This is a genomic window from Altererythrobacter sp. CAU 1778 (genome assembly GCF_054482795.1).
In genome coordinates, this window is record NZ_JBTLRP010000001.1 from 920,901 (window position 1) to 935,458 (window position 14,558).

The 14,558-nt window shown below is 63.1% G+C and carries 12 protein-coding genes and 1 tRNA gene; 8 read left to right on the forward strand and 5 right to left on the reverse strand.

Going from position 1 to position 14,558, the window contains the following annotated elements:
* Positions 1-4 precede the first annotated feature (4 nt).
* A complete protein-coding gene (gene rpsO / locus ACXYN8_RS04215; protein WP_458888060.1) occupies positions 5-274 on the forward strand; it encodes a 30S ribosomal protein S15 in 270 nt (89 codons plus the stop codon).
* A gap of 175 nt (positions 275-449) precedes the next feature.
* Positions 450-2,759 (forward strand): polyribonucleotide nucleotidyltransferase, encoded by a 2,310-nt coding sequence (pnp, locus tag ACXYN8_RS04220; protein WP_458888061.1) that lies wholly within the window; start codon positions 450-452, stop codon positions 2,757-2,759.
* Positions 2,760-2,876: 117 nt separating this feature from the next.
* Here pnp and ACXYN8_RS04225 read toward each other — a convergent pair whose 3' ends face one another.
* Positions 2,877-4,166 (reverse strand): sensor domain-containing diguanylate cyclase, encoded by a 1,290-nt coding sequence (locus ACXYN8_RS04225; protein WP_458888062.1) that lies wholly within the window; start codon positions 4,164-4,166, stop codon positions 2,877-2,879.
* Positions 4,167-4,318: 152 nt separating this feature from the next.
* On the opposite strand from ACXYN8_RS04225, the gene ACXYN8_RS04230 reads away from it, so the two are divergent.
* Positions 4,319-5,002, forward strand: a complete 684-nt coding sequence (locus tag ACXYN8_RS04230; protein WP_458888063.1) for a spermine/spermidine synthase domain-containing protein — start codon at positions 4,319-4,321, stop codon at positions 5,000-5,002.
* A gap of 7 nt (positions 5,003-5,009) precedes the next feature.
* Here the strand turns inward: ACXYN8_RS04230 and ACXYN8_RS04235 are convergent, their stop codons facing one another.
* On the reverse strand, positions 5,010-5,528 hold the full coding sequence (locus tag ACXYN8_RS04235; protein ID WP_458888064.1) for a DUF1993 domain-containing protein: 519 nt from the start codon (positions 5,526-5,528) through the stop codon (positions 5,010-5,012).
* A 64-nt stretch (positions 5,529-5,592) separates the two neighbouring features.
* On the reverse strand, positions 5,593-6,300 hold the full coding sequence (locus ACXYN8_RS04240; RefSeq protein ID WP_458888065.1) for a GcrA family cell cycle regulator: 708 nt from the start codon (positions 6,298-6,300) through the stop codon (positions 5,593-5,595).
* Between the two features lie 91 nt (positions 6,301-6,391).
* On the opposite strand from ACXYN8_RS04240, the gene ACXYN8_RS04245 reads away from it, so the two are divergent.
* Complete coding sequence (locus tag ACXYN8_RS04245) at positions 6,392-7,273, forward strand: ABC transporter permease (RefSeq protein WP_458888066.1); 882 nt, start codon at positions 6,392-6,394, stop codon at positions 7,271-7,273.
* On the opposite strand, the gene hspQ is transcribed toward ACXYN8_RS04245, so the two are convergent.
* Entirely contained in the window at positions 7,270-7,650 is a 381-nt protein-coding gene (hspQ, locus tag ACXYN8_RS04250) for a heat shock protein HspQ (protein WP_458888068.1), read from the reverse strand. The two genes, ACXYN8_RS04245 and hspQ, sit on opposite strands and share 4 nt — an antisense overlap.
* Before the next feature lie 159 nt (positions 7,651-7,809).
* On the opposite strand from hspQ, the gene ACXYN8_RS04255 reads away from it, so the two are divergent.
* Positions 7,810-7,899: transfer RNA gene (locus tag ACXYN8_RS04255), tRNA-Ser, on the forward strand.
* Positions 7,900-7,983: 84 nt separating this feature from the next.
* Positions 7,984-9,309 (forward strand): alkaline phosphatase PhoX, encoded by a 1,326-nt coding sequence (locus tag ACXYN8_RS04260; RefSeq protein ID WP_458888069.1) that lies wholly within the window; start codon positions 7,984-7,986, stop codon positions 9,307-9,309.
* Positions 9,310-9,384: 75 nt separating this feature from the next.
* On the opposite strand, the gene ACXYN8_RS04265 is transcribed toward ACXYN8_RS04260, so the two are convergent.
* Positions 9,385-12,267, reverse strand: a complete 2,883-nt coding sequence (locus ACXYN8_RS04265; protein WP_458888070.1) for a TonB-dependent receptor — start codon at positions 12,265-12,267, stop codon at positions 9,385-9,387.
* 226 nt (positions 12,268-12,493) lie between these two features.
* Between ACXYN8_RS04265 and ACXYN8_RS04270 the strand changes: the two genes are divergently transcribed.
* Together ACXYN8_RS04270 and ACXYN8_RS04275 are read left to right on the forward strand one after the other, a co-directional pair.
* Positions 12,494-14,005 carry a CoA-acylating methylmalonate-semialdehyde dehydrogenase gene (locus tag ACXYN8_RS04270; protein ID WP_458888071.1) on the forward strand — a complete coding sequence of 504 codons (1,512 nt, stop codon included), beginning with the start codon at positions 12,494-12,496 and terminating at the stop codon, positions 14,003-14,005.
* A 58-nt stretch (positions 14,006-14,063) separates the two neighbouring features.
* Positions 14,064-14,558 carry a hypothetical protein gene (locus tag ACXYN8_RS04275; protein WP_458888072.1) on the forward strand — a complete coding sequence of 165 codons (495 nt, stop codon included), beginning with the start codon at positions 14,064-14,066 and terminating at the stop codon, positions 14,556-14,558.

Below are 14,558 nucleotides of genomic sequence, written 5' to 3' on the forward strand. Positions count from 1 at the left end.
ATTTATGTCGGTTACACCCGAAACGAAGCAGAAGGTCATCAAGGACAACGCCCGCGACAAGAACGACACGGGCAGCCCGGAAGTGCAGGTCGCGATCCTGACCGAGCGTATCCGCAACCTGACCGAACACTTCAAGGATCACCACAAGGACAATCACTCGCGCCGCGGCCTGCTGATGATGGTCAACAAGCGCCGCTCGCTCCTCGCCTATCTGAAGAAGAAGGATGTGGAGCGGTATAACGCGCTGATCCAGAAGCTTGGGCTTCGTAAGTAAGAGTTTTGCGAAGGGCGGCTCGAGTGGCCGCCCTTTGTCTATCCGGCCCCGGCGCAATTCGGCGCGGGGCGGACACATGGGGCGAAATCAGCCCCGCACCGGACCGGGCCGGCTTTCCCGGAACAAGTAGGCCCCGCGCCGCAATCAGGCTTCGCGGGTTCGATAAGGAAAATCCATGTTCGACACGAAAACTGTATCGCTGGAGTGGGGCGGAAAGACCCTCACTCTGGAAACCGGCCGCATTGCCCGTCAGGCTGACGGCGCGGTCCTCGCCACTTACGGCGAAACCGTCGTCCTTTGCGCGGTCACCGCTGCGAAGAGCGTCAAGGAAGGTCAGGACTTCTTCCCGCTGACCGTCCACTACCAGGAAAAATTCTCGTCGGCCGGTCGTATCCCGGGCGGCTTCTTCAAGCGCGAACGCGGCGCGACCGAAAAGGAAACGCTGACCAGCCGTCTGATCGATCGTCCGGTCCGTCCGCTGTTCCCCGAAGGTTTCTACAACGAAATCAACGTCATCGCCCAGGTATTCAGCTATGATGGCGAATGCGAGCCCGACGTTCTGGCGATGATCGCCGCATCGGCTGCGCTGACCATTTCCGGCGTGCCCTTCATGGGTCCGATCGGCGCCTGCCGCGTCGGTTTCGAGAATGGCGAATACATCCTCAATCCGAAGCAGGCCACCGCGCTGTCCGACGACGGTCGCCTCGACCTGATCGTCGCCGCCACCGGCGATGCCGTGATGATGGTGGAATCGGAAGCCAAGGAACTGACCGAAGCCGAAATGCTCGGTGCGGTTGCCTTCGCTCACGACAACATCCGTCCGGTCGTCAATGCGATCATCGACCTGGCCGAACAGGCCGCCAAGGATCCGTGGGACGTCGCTTCGCAGGACGGCAACGAAGACATGAAGTCGGCCATCAAGGCGATGATCGGCGACGATATCGCTGCCGCCTACAAGCTGACCGACAAGTCGGAACGCTCGGACGCGCTGAATGCCGCTCGTGAAAAGGTGAAGGCGCATTACGCCGGCGAAAGCTTCGACGGCCAGCAGCGCATGACCGCGATCAAGCTGACCAAGAAGATCGAAGCCGACATCGTGCGCGGCGCCATCCTGAAGGACGGCACCCGTATCGATGGCCGCAAGCTCGATCAGGTCCGCCCGATCGAAGCCATTGTCGGCGTGCTGCCCCGCGCGCACGGTTCCTCGCTGTTCACCCGCGGCGAAACGCAGGCGCTGTGCTCGACCACGCTCGGCACCAAGGAAAGCGAGCAGATGATCGACGGTCTCGAAGGCCTGTCGTACGAACGCTTCATGCTGCACTACAACTTCCCGCCGTATTCGGTTGGCGAAGTCGGTCGTTTCGGCGCCCCGTCGCGTCGCGATACGGGGCACGGCAAGCTGGCATGGCGCGCGCTGCACAACGTGCTGCCGACGCATGACGACTTCCCTTACACCATCCGCGTTCTGTCGGACATCACCGAGTCGAACGGCTCGAGTTCGATGGCGACGATCTGCGGTGGCTGTCTGTCGATGATGGACGCAGGCGTTCCGATCGAACGTCCTGTGTCGGGCATCGCGATGGGCCTGATCCTGGAAGGCAGCGACTTCGCCGTCCTGTCCGACATCCTGGGTGACGAAGATCACCTCGGCGACATGGACTTCAAGGTCGCGGGCACCGAAGCCGGCATCACCACCATGCAGATGGACATCAAGGTTGCCGGCATCACGCAGGAAATCATGTCCAAGGCGCTCGAGCAGGCGAAGGCCGGCCGCGCGCACATCCTGGGCGAGATGAATAAGGCGCTGACCGGTTCGCGTACGGAAGTGTCCAAGCACGCTCCGCGCATCGAGACGATCCAGATCGACAAGTCGAAGATCCGCGACGTCATCGGTACGGGCGGCAAGGTGATCCGCGAGATCGTTGCCGAAACCGGCGCCAAGGTCGACATCGACGATGAAGGCGTGATCAAGATCTCCTCGAGCGACCTCGACCAGATCGAAGCCGCGAAGAAGTGGATCCTCGGCATCGTCGAAGAAGCGGAAGTCGGCAAGGTCTACAACGGCAAGGTCGTCAACATCGTCGACTTCGGCGCATTCGTGAACTTCATGGGCGGCAAGGACGGTCTCGTCCACGTCAGTGAAATGAAGAACGAGCGTGTCGAGAAGCCGACCGACGTCGTGTCCGAAGGGCAGGAAGTTAAGGTCAAGGTTCTCGAAATCGACAACCGCGGCAAGGTCCGCCTGTCGATGCGCGTCGTCGACCAGGAAACCGGCGAAGAGCTGGAAGACACCCGCCCTCCGCGCGAAAAGCGTGAAGGCAGCAGCGACCGCGGCGATCGTCGTGGCCCGCGCGGCAATCGCGACCGTGGTCGTGATCGTGGCGGTCGTCGTGATGGCGGCGAGCGTGGCGGCAACCGCGACGGCGACGACAATGGCGGCGGCAACGGCGGTGGCCACATGCCGGCCTTCCTCAAGGAAGACTGATCGCCTGTCGATCGGCAGGCCCCGGCAAAACCGGGGCCGCCACGACACAGAAAAGGCTGCCGGGGAGCAATCCTCGGCGGCCTTTTCTCTGCCTGTGCGCTGGAAGGAGACCCGTGCCTAGTTGGCAGCGGCGAGACGCGGCGTCGTTTCCGGATCGCGTCCCGACGGATGATCGCTCGTCTGTGCGATCTCTACCCGGTTCTTGCCGTTGCGCTTGGCGTGATACAGGGCCTTGTCGGCCTGCTCGATCAACTCGTTCTTTTCGAGAACCGTCTCCGGCATGCTGGACACGCCGAAGGAGGCGGAAATCTTGCAGTCGTAGGCCGCGCCCAGCTGCTCGGTCTGGAGGCGCAGGCGCTCCGCTAGGTCGCGCCCTGCCTTGAGGTCGGAATCGGGCAGCAGGATCAGGAATTCCTCTCCGCCATAGCGGCAAACGATGTCCGATGGGCGCACGTTGCTGACAATGCTCGACGCTACCGCGGCCAGCACGGCATCGCCGCGCGCATGGCCTTCCTCGTCGTTGAGGCGCTTGAAATTGTCGAGATCCATCATGATCGCCGAGAGCGACGGACCGCCGCGCTTGGTCAGCTCCGAATAGCGGTGCAGCGAATCTTCCATGTAACGGCGGTTGTAAAGGCCGGTCAGCGGATCGCGCAGCGACTGCGTCTGCAACTTCTCGCGCAGCGCGATATTGGCGATGGCAAGCGAGATCGAATCCGCCAGCGCACGCGCCGTCCGGTGCGTTTCCTGAAGCTTCTGCGTCGCCTTGGCCGAATCCTCCATCGCCACGATCAGCAGGCCGTGGACCTTGCCGCGCGCGATCATCGGAATCTCGCTCGCCGCGATGCCCGTGCCGTGGTGCATGCAGCACAGCGTCTCCGCGATGGGCGAATTGAGGTGCGGCTTCCCGCGCTTCAGCGCCCAGCACTGATCCGGGCTGAGCGATTCCGGCGGACGATGACCTTCGGGATAATTCCAGCTGTGCGACAGATCGAGCCGGTCGCGCGAGTTGTTGAACACGTAGAATGCACCGCCGCAATCGGGCAACAGCCGTGCCGCCGCGGCATTGAGGACGGCGCCGGCGTCGGAGTAGCTTTCCGCCGCCTGCAACATGTCCGTCATCGCGAACAGTTCCTGCACCTGCGCGTGCGAATCCTGCGCCATGGAGCGTTGCTTGAACGTGGCGGTAAAGGCGCGCGTGGCGAGGCCGTAGGCCGCCGTGGCGTTCAACAGGACGAGTATCTGAAGCAGGAGGAAGCCGACCGCGACGTAACGCACCGCGCCTTCCGCCAGGAACACGCAGGTTCCCGCAGCGATCGTCGAGAGTCCGACGAGCAGGAGACCCAACCGGCCGCTTGCCTGCAGCCAGAGCATCCCTTTGCTGGTCTCCGACGCATATGCGTCCATGAATTCTATCCCCCGAGGAGAGCGAATAATCCGACAATGTATGAAACAGGTTAACGAGCCGTTCGAAAAAGTACGAACAACTGCCCTTTTTGTCCGGCCCTGATTTAATGGCTACCCGTTGCGAAATGCTGCACCTGCGTTAAAGCTAGCCAATGCTTCCTCGGATCGAACTCGCCAAAGCAAAAATCCCCGATGGGGATAGCCTGCACCTCGTCTCTCACGGCAGCGACTTTATCATCATGATAGGCCGCGAAGAATTGATGAGCAGCCGGATGCAGTTTTCCGAAGAACAGCTTGCGGAACTGACGCTGGAGCGGGTGAAGGCGGTGCAGCCGCGCGTCCTGATCGGCGGCTACGGCATGGGGTTCACTCTGCGTGCGGCACTCGCCCGCATGGCGGCAAACAGCGAGGTCGTCGTAGCGGAACTGGTCGCTGACATCATCGACTGGGCGCACGGGCCGATGGCGGAACTGACGGGGGACAGCCTGTCCGACCCGCGGCTTGCGATCGAGATTGCGGACGTCGCTGCGGTCATCGACGACGCCTCCGACGGGACGATTGCGCGCTTCGATGCCATATTGCTCGACGTCGACAATGGTCCGGACGGCCTGGTGCGCGACGGGAACGAGCAGATCTATTCGCGAACCGGCCTGGCCCGCGCGCGCGATGCGCTGAACGAGGGCGGGGTGCTGGCGGTATGGTCGGCCGCGCCCGACCACAGGTTCACCCGCCGACTCAAGGACGCCCGCTTCGAGGTTGAAGAACGTTTCGTGCGCGCCCGTCCGAACAACAAGGGCCCCAAGCACACGATCTGGTTCGCCACCAAACGCGGCTGACCGATCCTCAGGCGCCGATAATCGGCAGCGGTCCCATGAAGTCCCGCTTGCTCAGCGGTACGCCCTGCGCACGCAGTATGTCGTAGAAGGTCGTGGCGTGGAAATAGAAGTTGGGCTGATTGAAGCTCAGCAGGAAATTCTGGCCCGTCATGTCGAACAGGCGATTGCCGCCCAGCACGAAGCCGACGGGCTTGTCGACCAGCGCTTCCAGCGCGTCGGGTTCGATTGCGGCGAGCGTGCTGGCGGCGTCGGCCAGCATGGCACGCATCGCCGCCCAGTCGGCCGGAATGTCGGTGAAGTCGGGTGAGAATTCGCCGGCGGGGATCAGCGCCAGCGTCTGGGCGGAGTGCAACCAGCACGCGCGGATATGCCAGGGAAGCGGCCACATGTCCTCGGCCAGTCGGGCGTCGATCAGGCCCGCGCCATTCTCCGCCGCAAAGGCTTCGCCCTTGTCTACCAGTTTGCCGAGCCCGGCCAGGATCTGGCGGCAGCCGGGCACGAAGGCGTCGTAAAGCGAAATTGCCATGAACCTCTCCTCTCCATGAAAAAGGCCCGGCCTGTCGCGTGACGGGCCGGGCCGGAATTCTCGATCAGCGGACGCGGGGACCGCCAAAGGGCAGGGGCGGGGGCGGACGCCGCGCACCGCGGGGCAGCTGTGCCTGATACGCCCGGCCGCAATGCTGGACGCAATATGGGAAGCCGGGGTTCACCGCTTCGCCGCAGAAATGAAAGTCAGGCTCGCCAGGATGGCCCATCGGCCAGCGGCAGACCTTTTCCGACAGGTCGAGCAGGCTCGTCTTGTCGGCAATATCGGCGCTGGGCTTCGCAGGAACGAGGCGGCGCGGTGGCGCGGGGGGAATCGGTGCCTGCTGATCGCCGGGGCCCTGACGCAGGAACCCGCCGGGGCCGACCGAAACGATCTTCGGAAGATCGGGCGAACGGTTGGGAATGGGCTGCGAATTGCCACTGGCGCCGCCGGTGCTCGGACTTGCGGGAGCCGGCTTGGCTTCCGCTTCCGGACGCGGCGCGGCAGGAGCGGGCGCGCGCTTGGGCGCAGGCGCTGCCGCTTTCTTGACCGGCTTCGCCACGGGCTTTTCCGCCGCGGTCGTCTTCGCCGCGGCTTTCTTCGCTTCGGCTGCCTTCACTGGCGACGGGCGCGATTTCAGCCCGAGCCGGTGGGCCTTGCCGATCACCGCATTGCGACTGACACCGCCCAGTTCGTCGGCAATCTGGCTGGCTGTCGCGCCGCCTTCCCACATCTTGGTCAGCTTCGCGATGCGTTCGTCGGTCCAGCTCATAAGGGTATCTTCAAATCCTTCATCATGGCGGATAGCCATTCTTGCTAGCGGCTGCTTGCCAGCACTGGTGCTTGGCCCTAGTCGCAGCCAAATGGCCGATCAAGTCCACATGCCCGCCGCATCCAAGACACCTGCAGCTGTCTCGACAGAGGCGCCCTTCGCCCCGCCGGGGGTGCCGGTATTCAACGGCATCAACCGCATCGGTTTGTGGACCCTCTATATTAAGGAAGTCCGCCGGTTTCTCAAGGTGCAGACCCAGACAATCTGGGGGCCGGCGGTCAGCACGGTGCTGTTCCTGATCATTTTCGCCGTCGCTTTCGGTCGCGGCGATCGCATGGTGCTGGGCGTTCCCTTCACCAGCTTCATCGCGCCCGGCCTGATCATGATGGGTATGATGCAGAACGCTTTTGCCAATTCCAGCTTCGCGCTGCTTGTCGGCAAGATCCAGGGCACCATCATCGACATGCTGATGCCGCCCTTGTCGGTGGGTGAACTGATGGCCGGCATCGTGCTCGCTGCGATGACGCGCGCGGTGCTGGTGGGCGCGGCAGTCGCCTTCGCCGTTTGGCTCTATCCGGGGGCAGAGCTGTTCTCGGCGCATCCGTGGGCGATCGTCGTGTTCGGTCTGCTGGGCGCGCTGATGCTCGCCTTGCTGGGGCTGCTGACCTCGATCTGGGCGGAGAAGTTCGACCACGCCGCTGCCGTTACGACGATGGTCGTCGCACCGCTTTCGCTGCTGTCGGGCACGTTCTACGTCATTCACAACCTGTCGCCCGCGTTCCAGACGATCAGCCGGCTCAACCCGTTTTTCTACGTGATTTCAGGCTTCCGCTTCGGCTTTCTGGGGGAAAGCGACATCGGCAACACCAACGCGGCCGTGGTGCAGGCGGCCATCGGGCTGGGCCTGTTCAACCTGCTGCTTGCGGTGCTCGCCTATCAGATCCTGAAGAGCGGCTGGAAAATCAAAAGCTAGTGGGTCATCCCGCGCCGCAGGCGGTAGCGACCATCGGCGAAACCTTCGAAGATTTCGTCAACCGAAGGGTGATCGACCGGGCCGCTGGCACTGTCAGCAAGCAGGTTCTGCTGGCTGACGTAAGCAACGTAGGACGATTCCTCGTTCTCGGCGAGCAGGTGGTAATAAGGCTGATCGCGGCGCGGACGCTTGTCTTCGGGGATCGACTGGTACCATTCCTCGCTATTGGCGAAGACCGGGTCGATATCGAAAATCACGCCACGAAAGTCGTACATGCGGTGGCGCACGACGTCCCCGATGCCGAAGCGCGCCTCGGCATTCATGGGCGCATCGATCGTGCGGCCCGCCTGCGGGGAGAAGAACTGCGTCCTGTTCATTGGGTCCAATGTAATTTCGCTGCGAGTGCGAAACAAGTGCGCGCCGCCGCAATGCCCCGATTTCGCGCGCATTCCCCCTTGGCAAGGGGCGGGGCATCCGCTACCGGCCCGCTTTCCAACGACCTGGGCCTACGCGGCCCGTTGCGCCTGACTCGAAGCGGAGAGGTGGCAGAGAGGTCGAATGCGCCGCACTCGAAATGCGGTATGCGGGCAACCGTATCGTGGGTTCGAATCCCACCCTCTCCGCCAGTCGATCTCCACGGCACGTGTCTTCCAACAGTCGCAATCAAGGCCTAAGCCGGTTCGCGTGTTTAACGCGAGGCCGCCTTACCCATGATCCCCGATACGCTTCACCGCCGCCGTTTCCTGCAATCGACCGCATCGGCTTTTGCCGCGCTGGCGGCGAGCGGCTGCGTGGCGCGCAACATTGCGACCCCCGGCGTGGCGCCGGTGCTACCCTACGGTCCGCTCAAGGCCGATCCGGCCGGGATGCTCGATCTGCCGGAGGGGTTCTCCTACCGCGTGATCTCGCGCCTCGGTGACGCGATGGCAGACGGTGGCACGGTGCCGGACCGGGCGGACGGCATGGGCTGCTTCGACCTCGGCGGCGGTCGCATTGCGCTTGTCCGCAATCACGAACTGGGGCCGGGGCACGGTGCTGGTGGAGCGATTGCCAATCCGTTCGGCCGCGATGCGAACGGTCAGCCCTTGGCGGGTGGTACCACCACCATCGTCCTGAACGCCCGGACGCTGGAGGTCGAACGTCAGCACCGCTCGCTCGGCGGGACAGTCCGCAACTGCGCGGGCGGAACGACACCTTGGGGTAGCTGGCTGACTTGTGAGGAATCGATGTTCACCGACGATGCCGCGATCCGCGCTGGGCACGGCTGGGTGTTCGAAGTCCCCGCGCGCTCCGAAGGTCTGGTGGAACCGACGCCGTTGAAGGCGATGGGGCGCTTCAATCACGAAGCAGCGGCCATCGATCCGCGCACGGGCGTTGTCTATCTGACCGAGGACATGGAGGATTCCATGCTCTACCGTTTCATCCCGAAGGTGCCGGGGAAACTGGCGGAGGGCGGCCGGCTACAGGCGCTCGCAATCGTCGACGGACCGGCGGACAGCCGCAACTGGACGTCTCCTGCCATGGCAGTGGGCAAGAGCCATGCGGTGCGCTGGATCGACATGGACGACGTCGAAGCACCGCAGAACGACCTGAGGCTTCGCGGTGCGGCGGCAGGTGGCCTCGTGATCGCGCGGGGCGAGGGCATCCACATGGGCGACGGCGAACTGTACTTCGCCGCCACCAGCGGCGGTGCGGCGAAGGAGGGGCAGATATTCCGCTTCGCACCCAATCCCGGAGGGGTCGACCGGCTGGAGCTGTTCTTCGAAAGTACGTCGAAGCAACAGTTCAGTTACGGCGACAACCTGACGATCGCTCCCGACGGTCATCTGATCGTCTGCGAGGACCAGTATACCGACGTGGTCGACAACCATCTGCGCGGCATCACGCCCGACGGCGTGCCTTATCCTTTCGCGCGCCTGCGGGTCCAGACGGAGCCTGCCGGCGCCTGCTTCAGCCCCGACGGGCGAACGCTGTTCGTCAACGCCTACAGCCCTGCGGCGACACTCGCGATAACCGGGCCTTGGCTCTGGTCGTAACGACCGGAAGGCTTCGCAAACGAAAAAGGCCGGGCGTGATGCCCGGCCTTTTGCTTTTTCACGCTGTCGTTTCGATCAGAATTCGAAACCGACCGTCACGCCGTAACGGCGCGGATCGAGCGTGAAGATATTGGTGTAGAGACCCGAAGACGCATCGGTGACGTAGAGGCCGGTCACCGAATCGTCGTCAAAGATGTTCTGGATGAAACCGCGCACGAACCAGCTGTCGTCCGGACCGTTCAGCGTGACCGAGGCATTGGCCTGCACGAACGGTGCAATGCGGTTGACGTTGCCGTTGAAGACATTGCCGTACTGCTCACCCGTGAAGGCGACGTCGAAGCGGGGCACGAAGGTCATGCCGTTGCTGAAGTCGTAGGTGTACTGCACGCCAGCCGACGCCTTCACGTTCGGCGCCTGCGGCAGCTTGTTGCCCTTCAGGTTCACTTCGACGCCTGGCGTCAGCACCTGCACCGGACCGAAGATGCCGGTCAGGACGGGATTGGCGGCCTGCGCTGCCAGCACCGAACAGACACCGAATGCGCCGGTCGAGGCTATGCCCGAATCGTCGGGGAAGGCCGTCGGACCCTGCAGCCCGAGACCGCCGTTCACGGCAGCGACGAAGCCATTGGCGCCCGCGCCGGTGACGGCACAGTTCGAACCCGTCGGCAGGTCCTTGATGATGACCGCATCCGGATCGCCACCGCCCGGATCGCGCGGGTTGGCAAAGAACTGGTCGCCCGCGACTTCGGCATTGAGGTAGCTGAAGTTGAGGTTGAACAGCCAGCGATCGGACGGCCGGATCAGCCCTTCCAGCTCGACGCCCCAGATATTGGCATCGATCGTGTCGTTGACGGAGGTCCGGGCAACGATGCGGCTGAGCTGCAAGTCCTTGTACTTGTAGTAGAAGGCCGTCGCATTCAGCACCAGCGCACCGTTGCCAAAGACGTTCTTGCTGCCGATTTCGAATGCGTCGATCGATTCCGGACCAAAGCTGTCGTTGACCTGGAATGCCTGGTCCACCGGCGGGTTGATGCCGCCCGACTTGTAGCCGCGCGAATACGAGGCATAGAGCAGGTTGTCCGGGCTCACCTGATAGTCGACCACGAAGCGACCCGTGATCTCGTTGAAGCCGACATCGCGCATCTGGAACGCGTCGATTTCCGGCGTGCTCGAATCCGCGTCGTAGCTACCGACGTAGGGCGAGGTGAACGGATCGCCGTCATTGGAATAGGGATTGAGGAAGCTGGCCAGCGTGTTGCGTGCCTGCACGCTCTTGCTGTCGTCGTTGTAACGCAGGCCCGCGGTCACCTTCAGCCGGTCGGAAACCTCGTAATAGGCTTCGCCGAAGATGCCGAAGCTTTCCAGTTCGAAGTCCAGCGTATTGTTGTGGAAGAAAGAAGTCGCGAGATAGGACGGCTGCAGCCCCCCTGCGAGGCTGCTGAAGGAGCCCAGCACACCTGCGACGTAATCGATCGTGAAGGTGTTCACGAAGTAGCTGTTGTTGGCGACTTCGTTCTTTGCGTAAATCCCGCCGAGCAGGAAGTTGAACGGGCCGTCGTAGTCGCTGTTGAGAAGGGCTTCCACCGACCAGGCTTTCCCGTCCTGCGTGGAACGGTCGAACTGCGGGCCGTTGGGCGTGCAGACGCGGTTGCCTTCGAATGCGCCGAGATTGTCGATCCGTGCGTCAGAGCTGCACAGATTGCCGTTTTCGTCGAACAGCGCGTCGACGATCGGCTGGAAGTAGGCACCCACGCCGGGAATGGCGGCATATGCCTGCAGTGTTGCAAAGGCGGTCGGGCCCTGCGGGTTGCTGCCGATCGACAGGTTGTAGTCCTGCCGCGAGTCGACGAAGTTTTCCTGGTAGATGCCGGTCACGCCCAGCGTCATCGCGCCGAAGTTCTGTTCCAGGTGGGCCTGGAGCTGGAGTTCGTCGGTTTCGTAGGTCGGCGTGTACTGCGTACGGACCTTGCGCACGTCGTCCGGCTCTTCGAAGCCGGCATAGGCATCGGGGCCGTACAGGCTGTTGAGGCCGAAGCTGGCGGGAATGCCGCGCAGGGCGAGGAATTCGCTGGAACCGAGCGTGCCCGTGAAGGTCGCGTTGGCGTTGACCTTGTCGAAGTCCCGGCGACCGTTGAGGCAGCCCAGCACGCCGGTCGGGTCGCGCTGGCAAAGCTGCTTCTGGATACGCAGGCGGTTGTCGTCTTCCTTGAAGTAGTAGGCCATCAGGTCGATCGTGGTGTCGACCGTGGGTTCGAAGCGGATCGAGCCACGGATCGCGAACATGTCGCGGTCGTCGATGCGCGAATTGTCGTAGAGGTTTTCGGTATAGCCGTCGCGCGTCAGGTAGAAGCCCGCCACGCGCACGCCGATGCTGTCGCCGATCGGCAGGTTGACCATGCCCTTCGCGGTGATGGCATCGTAATTGCCGTAGGACAGCTCGCCCTTGGCGCCAAAGCTGGACAGGTCCGGCTTGGCAGTAACGACGTTGACCACGCCCGAGGTCGCGTTGCGGCCGAACAGCGTACCTTGCGGGCCGCGCAGCACTTCGACGCGCTCAAGATCGAAATACTCCGTTTCGAACAGGCGCGTACCGAACAGCGGGCTGCCGTTGACGTGGATTGCGGTCGCGCTGTCGCAGGTCACGCCGACGCAAAGGTCGCCGATGCCGCGGATGGTGAAGCTGGACGCGGTAAAGTTGCTCTTGGTGAAGGAGACGTTCGGCAGCGTGAGCTGAAGGTCGCTGGCGTTTTCGATCTGCTGCGTTTCCAGCGCTTCGCTGTCGAAGGCGGAAACGGCGATCGGTACTTCCTGCAGGCTTTCAGCCTGGCGCTGCGCGGTGACGAGAATGACGTTGCCCGTGCCGATGGCTTCTTCCTCGGCAGTGGTATCCTGCGCATGGGCAGGGAAAGCGATTGCTCCGGCGCACACGCCGGCAAGCAGGGTAGTTCTGACCCGCATAGTATTCCTCTCCTAAGCGTACCGCCCTTTGCGAGGCGGTTACGTGGTCAGACTACAACACTATCCGGCGTGCCTTGACAATATATCGCTGGTCTGCGGCCATTTTTCGCACATTTGTTGCCAAGACGTCACAGGCTCTTGCGCTTGGCTGGCGGCGGCGACATCTCGGAACGCATAAAGCGAAAAAAGCGGTTCGCGAAAGAACCACGCGAGAGAGGACATTGGTATGCGACAGATCGACCACTTCATTGCGGGCCACGGCGGAAGCGACTTTTCCGGCCGCACGCACAAGGTCTGGAACCCGTCGACCGGGGAAGTGCAGGCCGAGGTCGTGCTGGGCGATGCAAGCGTGCTGGACGCGGCGGTCGCAAGGGCCATGGAAGTGCAGCCCGAATGGGCGGCAACCAATCCGCAGAAGCGCGCCCGCGTGATGTTCGAATTCAAGCGTCTGGTCGAAGCGCACAAGCAGGAACTGGCAGAGCTTCTTTCCAGCGAGCACGGCAAGGTCGTCGACGATGCGCATGGCGATGTGCAGCGCGGGCTGGAAGTGATCGAATTCGCCTGCGGCATCCCGCAGGCGCTTAAGGGCGAGTACACGCAGGGCGCAGGGCCGGGCATCGACGTCTATTCGATGCGCCAGCCGCTGGGCATCGGCGCGGGCATCACGCCTTTCAACTTTCCCGCCATGATCCCGATGTGGATGTTCGGCATGGCCGTCGCGGCGGGCAATGCCTTCATCCTCAAACCGTCCGAACGCGACCCGAGCGTACCTGTGCGGCTTGCCCAATTGTTCGTGGAAGCAGGCGCGCCCGAAGGATTGCTGCAGGTGGTCCACGGTGACAAGCAGATGGTCGAAGCCATCCTCGACCATCCCGAAATTGCAGCGATCAGCTTCGTCGGATCCTCCGACATCGCGCAGTACATCTACCAGCGCGGCACCGCCAATGCGAAGCGCGTTCAGGCGTTCGGCGGGGCGAAGAACCACGGCATTGTCATGCCCGACGCGGATCTGGATCAAGTGGTCGGCGACCTCGCCGGGGCCGCCTTCGGTTCCGCTGGCGAGCGCTGCATGGCGCTGCCCGTCGTGGTGCCTGTGGGCGAAGACACGGCGGAACGGCTCAAGGCAAAGCTCATCCCTGCGATCAACGCCCTTCGTGTCGGCGTATCGACCGACAAGGACGCACATTACGGTCCCGTCGTCACGCCCGAGCACAAGGCCCGCGTCGAACAGTGGATCGACACGGCGGAGAAGGAGGGCGCGGAAGTCGTCATCGACGGGCGCGGCTTCTCCCTGCAAGGCCATGAAAAGGGCTTCTTCGTCGGTCCCACGCTGCTCGACCGCGTGACGCCCGACATGGAAAGCTACAAGGAAGAGATCTTCGGCCCTGTCCTGCAGATCGTGCGTGCGGCCGACTTCGAGGAAGCCGTTCGCCTGCCGAGCGAGCATCAGTACGGCAATGGTGTCGCCATCTTCACGCGCAATGGCCATGCCGCGCGTGAATTTGCGTCGCGGGTCAACGTGGGCATGGTGGGCATCAACGTGCCGATACCCGTGCCGGTCAGCTACCACAGCTTCGGCGGGTGGAAGCGCAGCGGCTTCGGAGATATCGACCAATATGGCATGGAAGGCCTGAGGTTCTGGACCAAGGCCAAGAAGGTCACGCAACGCTGGCCCGATGGCGCCAGTGATCCCGGCGGCAATGGAAGCAACGCCTTTATCATACCGACAATGGGTTGAGCGCGGGGAACGGTCGTTGCCGGTCCTCCGTTGGTTCGTGCAAAGGGAGTCTTACCTCATGAATGCCAGGTTTTTCAGTATCGCCAGCGTGACTGCGGCAGGGCTTGCGCTTAGCGCCTGTGCCGAACCGGTAGAGCGTCAGACTGACGATCAGGTCGACGCGGCGGCAACCGACCGGGAGATCGCGGCCGGTCCTGACGGCGGAAGCGGTGGCGCTGCTGCGCCGGAAGAGGCGACGGTTGCGGAGGAAATCCCGGCGGGCTTCCTGGGGGTCTGGGATTCCGAGGAGGGCGCGTGCGAACCGACTTCGGAAAACCGCCTAGAGGTTTCGCCGGAGCTGGTCGGTTTCTACGAATCCCGAGGTACCGTCACGCAGGTCGAAATCGAATCGATGCAGGAAATCAACGTATCGTTCGACATGGAAGGGGAGGGCGAAACCTGGACAATGACCCGGGGGATGTCGCTGTCCGACGATGGTACGACCCTGACCCTTTCCGGCGTCGATGGCCAGACCCAGATCGACCCCGTTCCTCTCACGATGTGCAAAGGATAA